Here is an 18835-nt window from a genome sequence, read left to right on the forward strand (position 1 = left end):
GCGACCTGTTATTTTGAGGGCAAGCCTTGCGCCCAGTGCATTGCTGCATTGCGGTATTTTCGCTATTCCGAATCAAAAGAATTGGCTATTACTATCTTCGTAAGCAGCGCACTCCTCCTCCCAGCGCTCTTACATCGGACTGGCAACACTCCTCCTCCCAGTTGTCAGTCAGGATCAAGAGCCCGGCGCACCTCCTCCCGCGTCGGGCTTTTTTCTTTCCCCCCAAGTCGAAATCGATCAATTGCCGATCCGGGCAACGCCGGTCCTGCGGTTTTCACGAGGGATTGCGCAAAACAAAAGGCTTCCACCTCCCGCGGTTTGACTCGGCAAGCCTCGTCGGACTATTTGAACGGGCGCCGCCTGTCCGGTGTGTGAACCGATTGGAGTTTGGTCATGATCGGCAAAAGAGGCGGCTTGCCCGCGGCTCTGACAGGTCTTCTGATTGCAACGATGGCGCTCGCCGGCTGCGGCGGCAGGCCGGTCGGTGTCATGCAGGCGGCCGGCACCGCGGCCCCCGGCACGTCGAAGGTCGATCTGCTGGTCGCTACGACGCGCGCTGCCGATGACAATCCTGCCGTGCTTTTCTCCGGCGAACGCGGCACCGGGCTCGCCGTCAATGCCGTCGACGTCTCGATCCCGCCGGAAGCCAATCGCAAGGTCGGCCAGGTGCAATGGCCAAGCCGCCTGCCGGCCGATCCGTTGCGCAATTTCGTCACCGTTTCGGTCGATCCGCTGGAGGGCGAGCGGGCCGGCGAGACCTGGCTGAAGACCCATATGCCGAAGAGCCGCCGCGTGCTCGTCTTCGTGCACGGCTTCAACAACCGTTATGAGGATGCCGTCTACCGCTTCGCGCAGATCGTCCACGATTCGCATGCCGACGTCGCCCCCGTCGTCTTCACCTGGCCGTCGCGCGGCAGCATCTTCGATTATAATTACGACAAGGAAAGCACCAACTATTCCCGCGACGCGCTGGAGGAGCTGCTGACCCGCACCGCCGCCAATCCCGCTGTCAGCGACATCACCATCATGGCGCATTCGATGGGCACGTGGCTGACGGTCGAAGCGCTCAGGCAGATGGCGATCCGCAACGGCCACGTCGCACCGAAGATCAACAATGTCATCCTTGCCTCGCCGGATCTCGATGTCGATGTCTTCGGCCGCCAGTTCGCAAGCCTCGGCAAGGAACGACCGCACTTCACCATCTTCGTCTCGCAGGACGATCGCGCTTTGGCGCTGTCGCGGCGCATCTCCGGCAATGTCGACCGGCTCGGTCAGATTGATCCCTCCGCCGAACCTTACCGCAGCAAGCTCGAGGCGGCCGGCATCACCGTGCTCGACCTCACCAAGCTCAAGGGCGGCGACCGGCTGAACCACGGCAAGTTCGCCGAAAGCCCCGAGGTGGTGAAGCTGATCGGCGACCGGTTGATTGCCGGCCAGACGATCACCGATTCCAATGTCGGTCTCGGCGAGGCCGTCGGCGCCGTGGCGATGGGCGCTGCCCAGACCGCCGGAAGTGCGGTCAGCGTTGCCGTCAGCACGCCGATTGCGATCTTCGATCCGCGCACCCGGCGCAACTACGACGCCCAGCTGAAGCGCCTCGGCCAGTCGATGAACAACACCGTCGGCTCGGTCGGCGACAGCGTCGGTGCCGGCCTGCCGGAAAGCCAGTAAAAATTCCACAGAGCAATTCCAGCAAAAGTGCACAGCGGTTTTGCGTTTCGGAATTGCGAAAAACAAAGAGATAGGGAATTTCCGTGATTCGGAGAAAACGGAAATTCTCTAGGCATCGCATCTTGATGTGATATATCAGATTCATGACGGCAATTCTGTCTGCCGTGCGATGGGTTGATGGCATGGCGGATGAGATGAAGAAGAGGGTGGCTGTCGTCGGCGCGGGCGTGATCGGCGCCTCGATCGCCTTCGAGCTGCAGCGGCGCGGCCTTGAGGTGACGCTGATCGACAAGGGCGAGCCGGGCCGCGGCACCTCTTTCGGCAATATGGCAAGCATTGCGCTGGATTTTGCCGCCGGTTCCGGCCCTTCGACCTGGAAGAAAATCCCCGGCTGGCTGCTCGATCCCGAAGGCCCGGTCTGGCTGCGTCCCTCCTATGCCGCCAGGATGCTGCCCTGGTTCCTGCGCTTCCTCGCCGCCGGCCGGCCCTCGCGTCTCCGAGAGATCGAGGATGCCGGCATGAGCCTGTCGAACCGCGCGCTCGGCGATTTCAGAGAGATGCTCGAGGCGATCGGCGCACCCGACTTGATGACCGAGGAAGGATGTCTGGCGATCTACGAGACCGAGGCGGAATTTGCCGCCGATCGCGGCCATCTCGCCATGATGCAGCGCTACGGTCTCGACTTTGAAGTTTTGAGCAACGGCGCCATCCAATATTACGAACCTACCTTGTCACCGGCGATCGCCAAAGCCGTGCTGCTTCCCGACAACAAGTCGATCCGCGATCCCTACAAGCTGGTGGTGAAACTCACCGATGCCGCAAAGGCTGCGGGCGCGACTTTCGTCTCCGGCGCGGTCAGGAATATCGAGCGCCGGGGCGATGGCACCGCCGTCCTTCTCCTTGAGGATGGCAGGCGGATCGAGGCGGGGTCGGTCGTACTCGCCGCCGGCGTCCACACCCGCTTCCTTGCCGAAAAGCTCGGTGAGCCGATCCCGCTCGAAACCGAGCGCGGCTATCACACGCAGATCATGAAGCCCGGCATCGCGATGCGCTATTCGGTGATCTGGCCGCATCGCGCCTTCATGGTGACGCCGACGGCGGGCGGCATCCGGGTCGGCGGCAATGTCGAGCTCGCCGGTCTCGATGCCGCGCCGGATTTCCGCCGTCCGCGGGTGCTGGTGCGCCATGCCCAGCGTGCGCTGCCGGGCCTGAAGGTCGAGGAGACGACGGAATGGATGGGTCATCGTCCGGCGCTGCCCGATACGATCCCGATCATTTCGCCGTCGTCGAAGATGCCGGGTGTTTTCTATGCGACCGGCCACGGCCATCTCGGCCTGACCTTTTCGGCAACGACAGCGCTGGTGATCGCCGATATGGTGACCGGGCTCAAACCATCCGTCGATATGACTCCGTTCCGCATAGACCGATATTAGGAGGCCCCGATGTCCGAAACCACCAAACCCGTTGCGCTGATCACCGGCGGCGGCCGCGGCATGGGCGAGGCGATCGCCCGCGAGCTTTCCGCGCAGGGCTATCAGTTGGCGTTGATGTCGCCGTCGGAAAGCTGTGAGAAGCTGGCTGCCGAACTTAGCGGCGTCGCCTCACGCGGCGTGGCCGAAAAGGCCGAGGATCTCAAGGCGATCTTCGACCTGACGATGAAGACCTATGGCCGCATCGACGCCGTGGTCAACCTGAGCGGCCATCCGCCGAAGGGCGACCTGCTCGATATTTCAGACGAGAACTGGACGCTCGGTTCCGACATGATGATCCTGTCGCTGGTGCGCATGGCCCGCCTGGTGACGCCGGTCATGCTGAAACAGGGCAAGGGCGCCTTCGTCAACATCACCACCTTCGCCGCCTACGAGCCGACGCTGGTCTTCCCGGTTTCCTGCACCTACCGCGCCGCTGCCGGCGCTTTCACCAAGCTTTATTCCGATCGTTATGCGGCCGACAATATCCGCATGAACTGCATCCTGCCGGGTTATATCGATAGCCTCAACCACAAGCCCGGGACCGCCGAGACGGTCCCGATGAAGCGCATCGGCCATGTGGAGGAGATCGCCAAGACCGCGGCCTTCCTGCTGTCCGATGGCGCGGGTTATATCACCGGCCAGAATATCCGCGTCGATGGCGGCGTCACCCGTCACGTCTGATCTGGAGTTTTCGATATGAGATGGAAGCGCACCATCCAGCTGCTGGATGTCCACGCCGAAGGTGAGATCGGCCGCGTCGCGATCGGCGGCGTGCCGAAGATCCCGGGCGATACCATTGCCGCCCAGCTGCACTGGCTGAACACCGATCCGAAGGGTGACGAGCTCCGCCGCTTCCTTTGCCTGGAACCTCGCGGCGCGCCCATCGGCTCGGTCAACCTGCTGCTGCCGGCACGGCACCCGGAGGCGGACGCCGCCTTCATCATCCTGCAGCCCGACCAGGCGCATGCGAGTTCCGGCTCGAACTCGATCTGCGTCACCACGGCGCTGCTCGAATCCGGCATTGTCGAGATGAAAGAACCGGAGACGATCGTCACCCTCGAAACCGCCGCCGGCCTCGTCAAGGCGACGGCGACCTGCCGCGACGGGCGCTGCGAGAAGGTCAAGCTGACCATGGTGCCCTCCTTCGTGCATGAACTCGATGTCGGGATCGACACGCCGCATTGGGGAAGGATCAAGGCCGATATCTGTTATGGCGGCATCTTCTATGCGCTGGTCGATGTCGGCCAGATCGGTCTGACGATCGAGAAGGCCAATGCCGCCGGCCTCGTCCAGGCCGGCATGATCCTCAAGGAGCTGATCAACCGCGACATCAAGGTCGTCCATCCCGAGATCCCGGCGATCTCGGGCGTCGCCTATGTCATGTTCCGCGATACCGAAGCCGACGGCACGGTGCGCACCTGCACCACCATGTGGCCGGGCCGAGCCGACCGCTCGCCCTGCGGCACCGGCAACTCCGCCAATCTCGCCACGCTTTATGCCCGCGGCAAGGCCAAGGTCGGCGACACCTTCACCTCGAAATCGATCATCGGCTCCGAATTCGAGGTCGGGCTGCAGGCGGTGACCGAGGTGGCCGGCCGCCCTGCGGTCATCCCCACCATCACCGGCCGCGGCTTCACCTTCGGCCTGACCCAGGTGGCGCTCGACCCTTTCGATCCGCATCCGGGTGGTTTTGCGCTGACAGATGTCTGGGGGCCGGCCGCCGGCGAGATTTGACTGCGAGGAGCATGTTGCCGGAAGTGTGAAGCGGTTTCCCGACGGTTGGCGCCTATGGCTGCCCCTCACCCTTCCTCCGATCCCGCGGAGAAGAGGGAGCCAGGTCGCGGCATCCTCTAACGCGCCTCATCCTGAGGTGCGATCCGCAGGATCGCCTCGAAGGACACGTCGCAACGCCGCTCCTTGCATAGATCCGACGCCGGAATGCCCGCCTCGTCCTTCGAGGCCCCTGCGGGGCACCTCAGGATGAGGCTCTCTTGAATGCCGGTGCTCCAGCGACCGTCACCGCTTCACGGGCCGTGCCCGCGGAAAAGAAGCCTGCCCAGACGAGCGCCTCGTTGTTGTCGCGATAGTGGCGCAGCGCCTCGGCATAGAGCGCCTCCTTCATGCTCTTTCAGGCGGGCAGTTGGGTGCTGCAACCCATCGTGACGGAACCATCTCCTGTCGCCGCGGTTTGATAGGCATCTTCAAGCTCTCTGTCCTACGGAGCATGCGATGGCTATATTTTCCGCCAGTGATCGAGACGCGGCCGCCTATCCGATACAATCGCTCTTTGTCCCGTTTCCCTTCGTCTGCTTCACGCTCGCACTAGCGACCGACATTGCCTTCTGGCAGAGCGGCAACGTGATGTGGCAGAACTTCTCCGCACGGCTGCTGTTTGCCAGACTAGTGTTCGGCGCGCTTGCGATCCTGGCCGGATTGGTGGATCTGATGCGTCCCCGCACCCGCCCGATCCGACCTCCCTTCCTGTCTTCCCTCCTCTACCTGACCATACTGGCGCTCGCCCTTGCCAACAGCCTTGTACATGCCGGCGACGGGTGGGCGGCTGTGGTTCCCTACGGACTGGCGCTTTCGGCTGTCATCTTTCTATTGTGCTGGTGGCCGCAGCCGTTTCCGCCCGCAAATATGCCGGACTGGCCAGCATCGGAACGGAAAGGGCGGGTTCGACTGCTCAACCGGCGGCCTGGGCAGACGAACGACCGGCGGCCCAGAAACCCCTTGCCGGACAACCGGACAAGTCCCAACCTGCGCAAATGCAAAATCGCCCCTGCAGCCGGTCCGTAAATATTTCATGGTGCCAAAACCGAGAGAGGAATGACATCTGGTAGACCTCACGCCGGTGGCGGTGGTGCCCAGCGAAAAAGGCAGACATGTCTATCCAACGTACGAGCTTTTATGTCATGTTAGCGCTGGTGACGATCGCGTTCATCTGGCTGCTTATCCCCTATTATGCTGCTGTCTTTTGGGCAGTGATCCTCGCGATCATCTTCTTTCCAGTGCACATGCGACTGGCGCGTTTGCTGGGAGGCCGCCGAGGCATCGCTGCCCTGCTGACGGTGCTGATGTGCATCGGTCTCGTCATCGTGCCGGCATTGATTATCCTTGGCTCTCTTATCCAGGAAGGAACCAGCCTCTACCAACGGATAAGCAACAACGAAATCGACCTCAATGACTATCTGGTCCGGATTCAGAATGCGTTGCCCGGCTTCGTCGACAACTGGCTGAACTCATTGAAGCTTGGCGGCTTTGCGGAACTTCGCGCTAACATCTCCTCAGGCGCAGTACAGGCAAGCCGGTCGGTCGCCGGCAGCCTGCTGAGTTTTGGCCAAAACACGCTGCAATTCTTCATCAGCTTCGGGATCATGCTTTATCTGCTTTTCTTCCTCTTCCGGGATGGCGCTGACCTCGGCCGCGCGATCCGAGATGCAATCCCGCTAAACGACGACTATACCCGGCAGTTTCGCGACAAGTTTTCCGCTGTCGTTCGGGCCACCGTCAAGGGAAATATCATCATTGCGATTCTTCAGGGCACGATCGGTGGCGTGACATTCTGGGCTCTGGGAGTCGAGGCCGCCCTGTTGTGGGGCGTCACCATGACGTTCCTGTCGATGCTGCCTGCAATTGGAGCAGCACTCGTCTGGGTTCCGGTCGCCATCTGGCTAGTCCTCATGGGTGCCTGGTTGAAAGCAGCGATCCTGGTTCTCGTCGGCGTATTTGTCATAGGGCTAATCGACAACCTGCTGCGTCCGCCACTGGTGGGCCAGGGGACGCGGCTGCCCGACTACGTGGTGCTGATCTCGACGGTCGGCGGCATCTCGCTGTTCGGCATCAATGGTTTTGTCATTGGCCCGCTGATTGCCGCCTTGTTTATCGCTGCATGGTCGCTTTTCGCCGACCAACAGAACGCAGAGAGATCGAAGAGCGAAGATATTGAATAGAATTTTTTATAGGCTTCCCGGCACTTAGCCAATGGAGGGGAGTCTGGCCTCCTTGATATCGCAACTCACCCCTCTACCCTAAACAGGCATAGTTTTGGTCACCAATGGTGCTATCGAGTGTGCCTGAAGGGATGCAGATGATGCGATCACCCATCAATGGCACTTAGAGAGCGGCGATGACGAAACTCAGCATCCGGCATAGCACGACCTACCGTTATCGTTATCCGATTGCGCTCGGACCCCACCGATTGACCCTTCGCCCTCGAGAGGGGCGCGAACTCCTGCTCGCCAGTCATGATGTCGTCTCGGCGCCAGATGCGAAAATAAGTTGGGCGACGGATGTGTTTGGGAACGCCGTCGCGACGGCTACTTTCGCGGAACCAACGGATTGCCTGAAAATCGACAGCAAAGCGGTGGTCGACCTGACGTCGGCAGCTTGGCCCGTTTTCGATATCGCAGCGTCCGCCATCACTTACCCCTTTTCCTATGATGGGCACGAATGGAAGGATCTTGGTGGCCTCCGAGAGGTCCAATACCTCGATCCCTCCAACCTGTTTCAGCAGTGGGTACGGGCGTTCGTTAGATCTGGCTCGACTGATACTCTGTCGCTCTTGAAGGACCTCAGCGGAGGCGTGTCGAACGAGATTGCCTATCAAAGCCGAGAGGCCGAGGGGACGCAATCACCACTGGAAACTCTTGCGGTTCGATCTGGCACTTGCCGCGATTTCGCGGTCCTTTTTGCTGAAGCCGCCCGGCTTCTGGGTTTCGGTGCACGGATCGTATCAGGATACCTTTTCAACCCAAATCAGATGCTTACCGGCTCGAGGGACAGCGGATCGACCCATGCATGGGTAGACGTGTTTCTCCCCGGCGCCGGATGGATTACCTTCGACCCGACAAATCGCAGCATGGGTAGTGCAAACCTCATCCCTGTGGCAGTGGTCCGTGATATTGCGCAAGCAGTGCCGATCTCCGGCGGCTTCATTGGCGCGGCCAATGCATTTGTGTCGATGGACGTCGCCGTCGAGGTTTCTGAGCTGTGACGGCCCTGAGCGTCAGGGGAAAGGTCTACAGTGCGATCACGTTTAGTGAACTGAACGCGCCGGTTGCCTTCGCCAGATCCGGGACATTCGACCCTCGATCTATCTCATCGAAGGGGCCGCCCTTATACAAGCTCGTAAAAAAACTCGCAGATCAGTTCCGCGAGTTTTACTGCGTCGACATCGCTCATATGGGCGGCATTTTCGATTGCGGCAACCTCGATATCATCACGGTCGACCGCTAAAAGATCAAGTATTCTAGCAAACTTGATTTTGAGCTCAATGTCACTTTCGAACTCGTCAAGGGTGACCGCGAGAATGCTGTCATTTGCCTCGATCAACCGGGTTTGAATGCTCTCGGAGGAGGTAGCGAGTGTCCGAACTGCCGAGAAAAAGTGCCCTCGTGCACTGGGATATTTTGCGTCCATGTGGTTCCCTTTTCGCTTTTAGCGCAGGCCTTGGACGTGAGGCTCAACGCGGGTGTACGATCTTGGAGAAGTTTGGTCAACTGATGGCTTATCACCATCAACTGATGCAGAAACAATCGTACAGATTTCGCGACGTAGATTAGTTCTGCTCTGTACTGTCGACCGACAGCGCCGATCCGACAGCCGTGAAGCGCTCGGTCGACGAGACCGCACAGGCACTTGGCGGTCTAAAGCGTGTTGCGGCTTACCGGATTCAGGATTCCCTTGGCGGCTGAGTTGTGATTCATTTCTCCCCAGAAGGAGAAGTGTCAGGCCTCCAGGCGGTGACTGAGGTAGCCGGCCGCCCCGCCGTCATCCCCACCATCACCGGCCGCGGCTTCACCTTCGGCCTGACCCAGGTAGCGCTCGACCGTTTCGATCCGCATCCGAACGGTTTTGCGCTGACAGATGTCTGGGGGCCGTCGGCTGGGGAGATTTGATCGTTCAGGGTATAATGCTGGAAAGTGCGAGCGATTTCAGGACGGTTGGCGCCTGTGGCTGCCCCTCACCCTTCCTCCGATCCCGCGGAGAAGAGGGAGCCAGGTCGCGGCATCCTCTAACGCGCCTCATCCTGAGGTGCGATCCGCAGGATCGCCTCGAAGGACACGTCGCAACGCCGCTCCTTGCATAGATCCGACGCCGGAATGCCCGCCTCGTCCTTCGAGGCCCCTGCGGGGGCACCTCAGGATGAGGCTCTCTTGAATGCCGGCGCTCCAGCGACCCCACGAAGCTGCCGCGACCGACTGACCAAAGGTGACGGAGGAGCATCCGCGCAACGATATTCGAAACGCGATCAGCCTTGCCTGCGCTCAGCACCCCCGGTTCGAGTGTCCCAACCCAGCATGGCCAGCTCGGCCACTGCCTCCAGTTCGCCGCGGGTCGCTTCGTCGCGGGCCAGGATCGACATGCCATTCTGAACGGTCTGCACGAAGCGGGCGAGCGCGTGGATGTCGGTCGAGACCGGAATTTCGCCTGCTGATATCGCGTGGTTCAGGCGCGCCTTCAGGCGGTCGAGCGTGACGGCGCGGGCGGCTCGTACGAGTTCGCCGAGTTCCGCGTGGCCCTCGCTGTCGACCGAAGACAGCGCCACCATACAGCCGCGGGGAATATCCGCGACACAGCCGGTCAAGGCAGCCGCCGAATCCATCAGAAGCGACATCACCGCTTCACGGGCCGTGCCCGCGGAAAAGAAGCCTGCCCAGACGAGCGCCTCATTGTTGTCGCGATAGTGACGCAACGCCTCGGCATAAAGCGCCTCCTTCGAACCGAATGCCGCGTAAAGGCTCGGCGATCCGATCCCCATCGCCTCGGTGAGGTCGGCGATCGAGGTCGCCTCGAAGCCCTTGATCCAGAACAGCCGGGTCGCCTGCGCCAAGGCTGCTTCCCGGTCGAACGCCCGCGGCCGCCCGCGACTGCGGGCAGGGGTTTCATTGACGTTCGACATCTCATCCGATTTTTGCATCGATCATTACATAAACCCATTGACACCGCATCGCAACGTGCCTAGCTATTTATGTGTCGATCACTACAGAAAGAGAAGATCATGACAGAACTGGCTGGAAAGCGTGCCCTCGTCACAGGTGGCTCGCGTGGCATTGGCGCCGCCATTGCATTGGCGCTTGCCGACAAGGGCGCTGATGTCGCCATCACCTATGAGCGTTCGGCCGATCGCGCCGCCGAAGTGGTGCGGGCGATCGAGGGCAAGGGCCGCAAGGCGCTTGCCATCCAGGCCGACAGCGCCGATCCGGCAGCCGTGAAGCGCTCGGTCGACGAGGCCGCCCAGGCACTTGGCGGTCTCGATATTCTCGTCAACAATGCCGCAATCGCGCTTTACGGTGCGATCGCCGACGTCAGCGTCGAGCAGATCGACGCGCTGCTTGACGTCAATGTGCGGTCGCCTCTGCTCGCTTCGCAGGCCGCCATTCCCTATCTGCAGGCGGGAAGCCGCGTCATCACGATCGGCTCGGTCGGCGCCGAACGCATCGTCGGTGACACCGGCACGGTCTATTACATGACAAAATCCGCGCTCCACTCGTTTACCCGCGGCCTCGCGCGGGAACTCGGATCTCGCGATATCACCGTAAACCTGGTCCAGCCGGGTTCGACCGACACCGAAATGAATCCCGCCAATGGCGACTTCGCCGATTTCCAGCGTGCCCTGATTCCACTTGGCCGTTACGGCGAGCCGGAAGATGTGGCTGCTGCCGTCGCTTTCCTCGCAAGCCCCGCTGCAAGGCACATCACAGGAACCATCCTCACGGTGGATGGCGGCTTGAACACCTGAATCGGGATCTGTTGCCTGCGACTGGCTAAAGACACGGGGGATCGCGACAGAGGTCGGTCCCCTCAAATGCGAGCCGATCGCCTGTTAGTGTCTTGCCTGCGTCTTATGCCGGATACCGGCATAAGACGCATTGTTGAGCCGCAGGCTGTGTCAGACTGGCAGCTTCATCTGCTTGCGCAGGCTCTTGTCGAATGCACTGGCGGGAACGAAGCGGCGCAGGAAGTGCAGTTGACGGGCGGCTTTGCTGGCGGGATAGCGCAGCTTCGGCGATTTCGCGGTGGCTGCCTTGACGACCGCTTCGCCAACCACTTCGGGCGCATCGCCTGCCTTGATCGCGCTGTTCCAGACAGCTTCCGTCGTCTTGCGGCCGCCGTCGTAGACACCAGTCATGCGGTCGGGCTGCGTCGAGTTATGGTCGAGAGCTGTGCGGGTAAATGCAGGTTCGACGAGCAGGACGCGGATCCCCAACGTGCGGACTTCGTGATCGAGCGATTCGGAATAACCTTCGACAGCATGTTTCGTCGCAGTGTAGAGCGCGCTGAACGGGCTCGGAATGAAGCCGACGACCGAGCTGATGTTGATGATGCGGCCGTTGCGCTGGTTCCGCATGATCGGCAACACCTCGTTCGTAACACGAATGATCCCGAAGACATTCAGGTCGAAAAGTGCCTGAGCCTGTTCGATCGAGGACTCTTCCGCTCCGCCGATCAGTGCACCACCGGCATTGTTGACGAGGACGTCGATGCGGCCAGCCTGTTTGATCACCTCGGCGATCATGCCCGCGACCGATTGACTGTCCGTCACGTCGCAGGTCAACATCGTGATGCCATTGGCAGACCCGGCTGTCGCCTTGCGGCTGGTTCCAAAGACGCCGTAGCCCGCGGTTACCAGAGCCTTTGCCGTGGCGCGGCCGATACCGGCCGCCGCACCTGTGACGACGGCGACGCCGCGGTTGTTGTTGCTCATTTCAATTTTCCTTTGGTACCGCCAAGGGCGATGGGTTGTGGGATACTTTGGTCGTCGTTTTCAGGTCGGATGGCGTGATGAGACCATCCGTTCGAACCTGAGTTGTTGGGCATAGAGGTGACTTGTTCAGCAGGTGGGCGCTGGCGAAAGCCCTTTGGAAATCAGCGCCAATGCGGCGTCAGCCGCGCGCCTTTAGATGGAGCATCGGATGATGTTCATAATAGCCGGCGCCGTTTTTCACGATGGGATCTTCCGAGGTGATCGCCTGGATGTCTTGATCATCGGCAATCTGGTAGAGCGAGACACCGTAGCCGCCGGCAGGATCCATCACTGGACCATGGGCGACGATCTTTCCCTCGTCGAGAAGCGCATCCAGAAAAACCCCGTGCTGCTTCAGCCATTCCTGCTCGTCGGCAGACATGGTCGCCAGAAAGTCTGTGCGCGGCGGCATGTATTTGCAGAGGTAGTATTTCATGATTTGGCTCCTGAGTTGCCGGAACGTCCTACGCTAGCGACGCCGCCCATCGACTGGCCCTGCCTGCATTCGGGTCGTCTTTTGCGGTGGAATATCGTCCCGCATTCAGTTACTATCAATTTACAACTAAGTAACTATCAAAAAGATATCAACGTGAAGAATCTTTCAAGCCAGCCCTGTCTGATTGCCCGCAGCCTCGCCTTGGTGGGTGATGCCTGGAGTATGCTGATCATGCGCGATGCTCATGCCGGGTCGACCCGCTTCGACGCGTTCCGCAAGAGTCTGGGCATAGCGCCGACCATGTTGACCAGTCGGCTGGCGGCTCTGACAGAGGAGGGGCTCCTGGAGAAACGGCGTTATTCTGAGCGACCGCCACGGGATGAGTATGTCCTGACAGAAGCGGGTCAGGATTTCCTGCCGGTGCTGTTTGCTCTCGGCGCGTGGGGCCGGAAACACCGCGCCGGTGGCGATGTCACCCAATTTTTTGATGAAGAGACGGGAACCGAGATCGATCCGGTGACCATAGACCGTGTAACCGGCGCACCGATCGGCAGCCGCCCCATTCGCATCGTTATGCCTAAATCCGGCGCGTAGGCCCTTTGAGGGGTGATTGCGCCGTCGCGCCGATCAATGACACACCCAACCCGTTTGCCGACGGCGTCAGGTCCTATGCGCTCGACGCCGACAAGGCCAAGCGACTGTGGGCGAAAAGTGAGGAATTGATAAGCGTAACTTGAAGTCGGTAAGCCCGTGTCGGCTCTCATTCAGAGCCGACATACCGCGGCCCCCATCAACCGCGTTGCAAAATTCTGGCGCTGACCTGGCCTGTGGCAAGCTTCTCGGCCGGCGCCGGCCGGCCAAGCAGATAACCTTGGCCGATGTCGCAACCCAGATCCTGAAGCCGCTGAAGCTGGCTCTCCTCTTCGATACCCTCGGCGGTTATCGTCACGCCAAGTCCCACACCGAGAGCGATGATCGCTTTGATCACCTTGTCTTGCTTATCATTGGTCTCGAATGAGGAGACGAAACTCCTGTCGATCTTGATCTTGTCGAACCGGTAGTTGGATAGTTGTGAGAGGCTGGAATAACCTGTTCCAAAGTCGTCGAGGGCAATCCTGACCCCCGCGTTCACAAGATCATCGAGGACGATTCGTGCCGTAACAGCGTCTTGGATGATGGCACTCTCCGTCACTTCCAGCTCGACCCTGTGCGCGGGCAGACCGACATCGCCCAATATCTTGAGAATTCTGAGCCCCAGTAACCGATCGCTCAGTTGGATCGGAGAAAGGTTGAATGACAGGACGAGCTCATTTGGCCAGGAAAGTGCATCGGTGCAGGCGTGGCGAAGCAGTTGGTCTGTCAATTCGACGATCAGACCGGCTTCCTCCGCCACAGGAATGAATTCGTTCGGTGGGATGAATTCGCCGGAGGCCGTCTTCCAGCGCGCCAGGGCCTCGAAGCCGATAATCCTATTCGTCTTCAGGTCCACGAGCGGTTGATAGTAGGGAACGATCTCGGCCTTCTTGATGGCTGCTCTCAGATCAGCTTCCACTCGAATCCGCTTCGCCAACTCGTCCTGCATCGAAGACACGAAGGGCTTCACCAGATTGCGCCCCTGCTTTTTCGCCACATACATCGCACAGTCGGAATGTCGAATGACTTGACGGAGGTCATCGCCGTTCTCCGGGAAAAGCGCGAAGCCGACACTGGCGCCGAGGTCGACGGCGACACCATTGAATGTGAACGGCTTGCCGATCACGGTCACTATGCGGTTCCCCAACGCGACAAGATCGGGATTTCCGGTGCGCCGCGCCAGAACAACGAATTCGTCTCCACCAAGGCGGAAAACGTGCTCACGGGGAAAGAGGGAAGAGAGCCGCTGAGCAACAGTCTTCAGCACCGCATCACCGTGATCGTGCCCCAGGAGGTCATTGACCTTCTTGAAGCCGTCGAGATCGATGCTGAACACGGCGTAGGTCTCCTGTGCCCTTTGATCGGCCATCGCCTGCGCGCATACGGAATCCAGAAACCTGCGGTTAGGCAGTTCGGTCAGCGTGTCGTGACAGGCAATCCAGTCTACGTTCTTTTCGGCCTGCAGCCTGCGATTAACCTCCCTCGAAAGATCTCGGATCCTCAGCGCGGAATAAATGAGCCCGAGAAACCCGGAGATATTAAGGGCAAGGAGCGCGTGGTCCAGCGGATAGTCATGATGCTTCTCGATGAACTCATCCAGCCCCTCATGCCAGTCGAAGGACCACGATAGGCAGAAGAGAACCAGGAAGGTCGCGAGCCAGGCAACGATCTCCATCTGCGGTCTGGTTGGTTGGATGCGAGGCATATGAACAGGCTCCTGTTGTGTGAAGAGCCGTCATGGCCAGTTTGGTACGCTCGTATCACCGAATGCCGACGACGGATGGCGCAACTTCACGGCATCGGCGGTCCCACGCCGTGATCGAAGACCGCCTCAATTCATTCGGGCGGAATTAAGAGGGCCGATATCGCAGTGGCTGATGAAGCCGCGCAGCACCGACAAATCCCAAAGGTCATCTGTGCGCTTGATAGGTTAATGGTGGGTTGCCTTTACGAAGGCACGGGAGTTTCGCTGCGCACAATGGATATCTTTGCCGCAAATCGGATGAGGATTCGGTTTCATGGTGTCTACCGGTCGCCGCAATCTCCCGTTCTTTCGAACGGTTGAAGAATCCGCCGGGGGATCGGCATCGAACCGACCGCTGTCGGACCCAATCCAGATAACCATTGCCAACGCGTTTATAGCACTGCGCGTCTTTTCAGACGTGCAGGCGACGTTGCAGCACTTTGAGTAGGCAGGAGAGACGGAGGAAACTCCCTGGCTCTAGTACACGAAGGGATCGACCCCGGGCGCCGGATGGGTGCAGGGCGCATCCCGGAGCCGATCAATCCGCCAGCATCGTATCCGCCAGGCTGTAGCAGTGGCTCGCCTGATAGGCGTTCCGACCTCGGTTCATGTGCGTCACATTGAAAGTCCGAATGGCGCGCAAGATGCGGCGCTCCGCAAGGAATTTGCGGATCGAGGCCGAGCCCCGCACAGTGATGCCGAAAATGTCGTCGCCGCGCGGAAAAAAATAACCGACGTCTTCGGGCGTCGCGACGCAGTCCTCGAGAAAAGCCTCGTCCACATCGCCCTGCGCGGGTGAATGGTCCGTGGTGAAATGCGAAAGATGCACCAGGAATCGTGCACGCAGGCCCTCGCCGTCGGCGTAAAGCGTGAAAAGCTCCATCCAGCTCGCATTAACGCGGATGAGCGGCTTGTCGGAGGTCGAGGGCAGACATGAAACCGACCAGTAGTGACGCTCGGTCTTGCGCGGGATGGGGATGCAGGTTTGCCCGTATACCCCGAGAATTTCCAGAACGTCTTGCGCCTGCGGGCGACGAAGCAGCTTCTCGTACCGGGCGACGTACTTGAACCGCTGTTCCAGGGACTCCAGGCGTTCTTCGGCGTCGATCAAGTCCGCCTCGCCTTCTATCCAATCGCGCTGCTGCTCAGGATCCAGAAACTTGCGCAGACCAGTGATGCTGCGACGAGGAGTCGTGCTCATGTCAGGTGGCATGTGAGATCCGTGTCCTCATCGCTTCACCGGCCTAATCCCGCAGATGCCCATGCAGCCGCTCGACGTCCGCTCCTGGTGGTGAGGCGCCGTTCGCAGCACTTGGCTTAACGAGCGGTTTGCCGGCCCGGCGGACAGTACGCCAACGCACCGGCCGCACCATAACATCTATCGAACGAGTGACGAAAGACTCACCTTCAGCCGGTCCGAAAGCCAAAGCCTACCGACGACCAAACCGCTGCGGACTTGACGAGCGGCAGGCCTCCTTATGGTAAGGCTTCAGGCTTCTTCGGCGCCGATCCTGAATGGGTTTTGCCAACCGGTCGTTTTAAAATTCCGCCTCTCGCAGCAGCTCGTTCAGGCGGGTGGCCCATTCCTTGTTGCCATCCCTGAACGGACCAAGCGCATCGCCGGCGGATTCGGAAAGGTCGCTGGCAACCGCAGCAAAGCGGCGGGCCTGTTCACGATGTCCCGCGGCCATATGGCAGCACGCCTGAATGCGCAGAAGCGCCGGCCAGTCAGGCCGCGCCTTTAGCGCCGTACGTCCCGTTTCGAGTGCGCCCTCGACGTTGCCCGAAAAGAACAGTGCAAGCATCAGGAGGCTGAACCAAACCCCATTCTGCGGGTCATGGGGGTTGAGTTCGAGGCCGCGAGCCAGGGGCTGCCGCGCGCCGGCCGCATCCCCCAAAAAGAGACGGGCCATGCCGAAGACGAGATACCCCAAGGCGAAACTCGAACCGAGTTCGATGGACCGTTCCGCTGCGAGGATCGCCTGGTCAGCCCTGCCTGTGTAGGCCGACACAATCGCCAGCGCATAGTGCGAGTACGGGTTCCGCGCATCGAGATAGATCGCTCGAAGGGCCGCATCCAATCCTTCCTTCCCGTCCGCGGCGGGGTTATCAGTCCAGCCGTAGCCAATGAGGCCCGCATTGACCCGCGCCCGCCAGATCTGCGCCTCTGGAAGCATGGGATCGAGCTCCGCAGCCTCGCGGAAGAATCGCCGTGCGACAAGGTGGGTGGGCTGCGTGACCTTGTGGAAATTGAATGTACCTTGCCTTACAAGGTTCCAGGCAGTGATGTTGCCGGTGTGCGGAGCCATCTGAAGCCCATGACGCAACAGCAGCTCGGGCTCCACCGCCGCTGCGATCCGCTCGGCGATGGCGTCTTGCACTGCAAATACCTCGGCCACCTGAAGGTCGTAATGTTCGGACCAGACGGTGGCGCCTTTCACTGCGTCGGCGAGGTGCACCGATATCCGGATTTGATCGCGGGTATACCGGATAGCTCCATCCACCAGAAAATCGACGCCAAGTTCGCGCGCGATAGATTGCGGATCCCTCGAGCCATCCTTCCTTGTGAAACTCGCCCCACGTGAGGCGACGCGGAACCATCTGAACCGAACGAGCGACATGATCAGGTCGTCGGTGATACCGTCGGCCAGATACTGTCTTTCTGCATCACCGCCGAGATTTTCGAATGGCAGTACCGCAATCGCCGGCATCGAACCGGTCTGCGCGTGCCATCCGCTTTCGGCTGCGTCGGTCCGGCTCTCCACCGGACCGGAAAATCTGTATCCGACCCGCGGGACCGTGACGATCCATTCGCTGCCGTCTGATGCAGGGCCGAGCAGCTTGCGAAGGGCGGCAATCTGAACGGAAAGATTGCTTTCCTCAACGGCCAATCCCGGCCAAACCGCATCCATCAGGGCCGACTTGGAGACGACACCCCCCTGTGCCGAAAGCAGAGCGGCAAGCAGGGAAGCACCTCGGGCGCCGATAGCGACAGGCCTATTGTCGCGAAACAGGCATCCGTTCTCTGCAATGAACTCGAAGTGGCCGAAGGCAAGGTGCTGGGTGTTCATGGCCGGGAATGATACGCCGATTTCGCAACTTTTCGGAATTTTTCGGCCCCGCTTCAGGACTTGCGCCGGCTGAGCGCGCAGAGTCTGCTCCAGTGCAACGGCTGAAGTGGTGAGAGAGATGAAGAACGAAGCAACGCAACCGAAAAATCCTCATGGATTAACCGCGAAAGTCGTACGCGGGAGCGGCAGCCATGTCGCCGAGCAAGGGTCGGTCTATCGCTCGGGCGTCTCGGCACAAAGCGTCGGATCAAGCATGCTGTGGCTGGGGATGATTTCGCTACCGGCAGGCAGACGAACCAAGGCCCATCGCCATGAGGGACACGAGACGGCCCTTCTGATGACTGCGGGCCAAGAAATCGAGATCTGGTCGGGGTCGGAGCTCGAGCGGTGCGAATCGGTCCACGCCGGTGACTATCTGTTCATTCCGGCCGGCGTTCCCCACGTGGCCGTCAATCGCAGCACCGAAAGCGCCGAGTTCCTCGGTGCCCGCAACGACCCCGCAGCCAACGAGAGCGTCGTTCTGATGCCGGAGCTCGACAACATCGTACCTTAACCACACCGGGAGGTGCACCATGGCCATCATCGAACAACGTCTGGCCGAAATGGGTCTGGAATTGCCCGAACCTTTGAAAGTTCGCGAGGGGCTGCATATGCCCTTCGCCTGGGTTCGGGTGCGCGGCACCCGCGCTTACATCTCGGGTCACGTCGCGTGCAACCGCGACGGGACATTGGCGGCCCCCTTGGCAAGGTCGGAGCGGATGTTTCGGCAGAGCAGGGTTACGCGTCAGCCCGGCTCGTTGCCCTGGCCCATCTCGCCAGTCTCAAACGTGCTCTCGGAGACCTTGATCGGGTCACGGCTTGGCTGCGCGTCTTCGCCATGGTGAATGTCTCCGGGTTTCAATGAGACGCCGCTGGTCACAAACGGCTATTCCGATCTGATACTGGAGCTGTACGGCCCCAACGTGGGCGCCCACGCCCGCTCGTCCATCGGCATGGCCATCCCTTTAAATGCGCCCGTAAACTGTGAGGCGGAAGTCGAAATAGACGGGTGACCGCCGG

General features: G+C 60.4%; 16 protein-coding genes and 4 pseudogenes. 12 read left to right on the forward strand and 8 right to left on the reverse strand.

Translation table 11 applies throughout. The features are described from left to right. Positions 1-393 precede the first annotated feature (393 nt). The 4 genes from B5P46_RS05035 (at position 394) to B5P46_RS05050 (ending at position 4877) form a co-directional block, all read left to right on the forward strand. Complete coding sequence (locus tag B5P46_RS05035) at positions 394-1671, forward strand: alpha/beta hydrolase (RefSeq protein WP_129417757.1); 1278 nt, start codon at positions 394-396, stop codon at positions 1669-1671. A 182-nt stretch (positions 1672-1853) separates the two neighbouring features. Then, positions 1854-3104 carry an NAD(P)/FAD-dependent oxidoreductase gene (locus B5P46_RS05040; RefSeq protein ID WP_129417758.1) on the forward strand — a complete coding sequence of 417 codons (1251 nt, stop codon included), beginning with the start codon at positions 1854-1856 and terminating at the stop codon, positions 3102-3104. A 9-nt stretch (positions 3105-3113) separates the two neighbouring features. Then, on the forward strand, positions 3114-3824 hold the full coding sequence (locus tag B5P46_RS05045; protein ID WP_129417759.1) for an SDR family oxidoreductase: 711 nt from the start codon (positions 3114-3116) through the stop codon (positions 3822-3824). A gap of 15 nt (positions 3825-3839) precedes the next feature. Continuing rightward, positions 3840-4877: a 4-hydroxyproline epimerase gene (locus B5P46_RS05050; protein ID WP_129417760.1), complete on the forward strand. Its 1038-nt coding sequence runs from the start codon at positions 3840-3842 to the stop codon at positions 4875-4877. A 283-nt stretch (positions 4878-5160) separates the two neighbouring features. Here B5P46_RS05050 and B5P46_RS05055 read toward each other — a convergent pair. Then, positions 5161-5262: pseudogene (locus B5P46_RS05055) on the reverse strand (TetR/AcrR family transcriptional regulator); the annotation flags it as partial. Between the two features lie 110 nt (positions 5263-5372). Here B5P46_RS05055 and B5P46_RS05060 point away from each other — a divergent pair. The 3 genes and pseudogenes from B5P46_RS05060 to B5P46_RS05070 form a co-directional block, all read left to right on the forward strand. Beyond that, a pseudogene (locus tag B5P46_RS05060) lies at positions 5373-5797 on the forward strand (DUF2231 domain-containing protein); the annotation flags it as partial. A gap of 231 nt (positions 5798-6028) precedes the next feature. Continuing rightward, on the forward strand, positions 6029-7096 hold the full coding sequence (locus B5P46_RS05065) for an AI-2E family transporter (protein WP_129417761.1): 1068 nt from the start codon (positions 6029-6031) through the stop codon (positions 7094-7096). Positions 7097-7272: 176 nt separating this feature from the next. After that, complete coding sequence (locus B5P46_RS05070) at positions 7273-8139, forward strand: transglutaminase family protein (protein ID WP_129417762.1); 867 nt, start codon at positions 7273-7275, stop codon at positions 8137-8139. Positions 8140-8261: 122 nt separating this feature from the next. Here the strand turns inward: B5P46_RS05070 and B5P46_RS05075 are convergent, their stop codons facing one another. Further along, positions 8262-8564 (reverse strand): hypothetical protein, encoded by a 303-nt coding sequence (locus B5P46_RS05075; protein ID WP_129417763.1) that lies wholly within the window; start codon positions 8562-8564, stop codon positions 8262-8264. 311 nt (positions 8565-8875) lie between these two features. Here B5P46_RS05075 and B5P46_RS05080 point away from each other — a divergent pair. Further along, positions 8876-9043: pseudogene (locus B5P46_RS05080) on the forward strand (proline racemase family protein); the annotation flags it as partial. A gap of 353 nt (positions 9044-9396) precedes the next feature. Here the strand turns inward: B5P46_RS05080 and B5P46_RS05085 are convergent. Next, positions 9397-10065, reverse strand: a complete 669-nt coding sequence (locus B5P46_RS05085; RefSeq protein WP_129417764.1) for a TetR/AcrR family transcriptional regulator — start codon at positions 10063-10065, stop codon at positions 9397-9399. Between the two features lie 81 nt (positions 10066-10146). Between B5P46_RS05085 and B5P46_RS05090 the strand changes: the two genes are divergently transcribed. Then, on the forward strand, positions 10147-10887 hold the full coding sequence (locus B5P46_RS05090) for an SDR family NAD(P)-dependent oxidoreductase (RefSeq protein ID WP_129417765.1): 741 nt from the start codon (positions 10147-10149) through the stop codon (positions 10885-10887). Between the two features lie 150 nt (positions 10888-11037). On the opposite strand, the gene B5P46_RS05095 is transcribed toward B5P46_RS05090, so the two are convergent. Next, complete coding sequence (locus tag B5P46_RS05095) at positions 11038-11853, reverse strand: oxidoreductase (RefSeq protein ID WP_129417766.1); 816 nt, start codon at positions 11851-11853, stop codon at positions 11038-11040. 178 nt (positions 11854-12031) lie between these two features. Next, complete coding sequence (locus B5P46_RS05100) at positions 12032-12328, reverse strand: YciI family protein (RefSeq protein WP_129417767.1); 297 nt, start codon at positions 12326-12328, stop codon at positions 12032-12034. 153 nt (positions 12329-12481) lie between these two features. Here B5P46_RS05100 and B5P46_RS05105 point away from each other — a divergent pair, with 153 nt between their 5' ends. Further along, positions 12482-12922 (forward strand): winged helix-turn-helix transcriptional regulator, encoded by a 441-nt coding sequence (locus B5P46_RS05105; RefSeq protein WP_129418832.1) that lies wholly within the window; start codon positions 12482-12484, stop codon positions 12920-12922. 196 nt (positions 12923-13118) lie between these two features. On the opposite strand, the gene B5P46_RS05115 is transcribed toward B5P46_RS05105, so the two are convergent. The 3 genes from B5P46_RS05115 to B5P46_RS05125 form a co-directional block, all read right to left on the reverse strand. Beyond that, positions 13119-14666 carry a putative bifunctional diguanylate cyclase/phosphodiesterase gene (locus B5P46_RS05115; protein WP_129417768.1) on the reverse strand — a complete coding sequence of 516 codons (1548 nt, stop codon included), beginning with the start codon at positions 14664-14666 and terminating at the stop codon, positions 13119-13121. Between the two features lie 577 nt (positions 14667-15243). After that, positions 15244-15918 carry a hypothetical protein gene (locus B5P46_RS05120; RefSeq protein WP_129417769.1) on the reverse strand — a complete coding sequence of 225 codons (675 nt, stop codon included), beginning with the start codon at positions 15916-15918 and terminating at the stop codon, positions 15244-15246. 325 nt (positions 15919-16243) lie between these two features. Then, complete coding sequence (locus B5P46_RS05125; RefSeq protein WP_129417770.1) at positions 16244-17776, reverse strand: winged helix-turn-helix domain-containing protein; 1533 nt, start codon at positions 17774-17776, stop codon at positions 16244-16246. Between the two features lie 118 nt (positions 17777-17894). Here B5P46_RS05125 and B5P46_RS05130 point away from each other — a divergent pair, with 118 nt between their 5' ends. Then, positions 17895-18329: a cupin domain-containing protein gene (locus B5P46_RS05130; protein WP_129417771.1), complete on the forward strand. Its 435-nt coding sequence runs from the start codon at positions 17895-17897 to the stop codon at positions 18327-18329. Positions 18330-18348: 19 nt separating this feature from the next. Beyond that, positions 18349-18828 (forward strand): annotated as a pseudogene (locus B5P46_RS05135) (RidA family protein). The last annotated feature ends 7 nt before the right edge of the window (positions 18829-18835 follow it).

It is taken from the genome of Rhizobium leguminosarum (assembly GCF_004123835.1).
Taxonomy (GTDB): Bacteria; Pseudomonadota; Alphaproteobacteria; order Rhizobiales; family Rhizobiaceae; genus Rhizobium; species Rhizobium leguminosarum_M.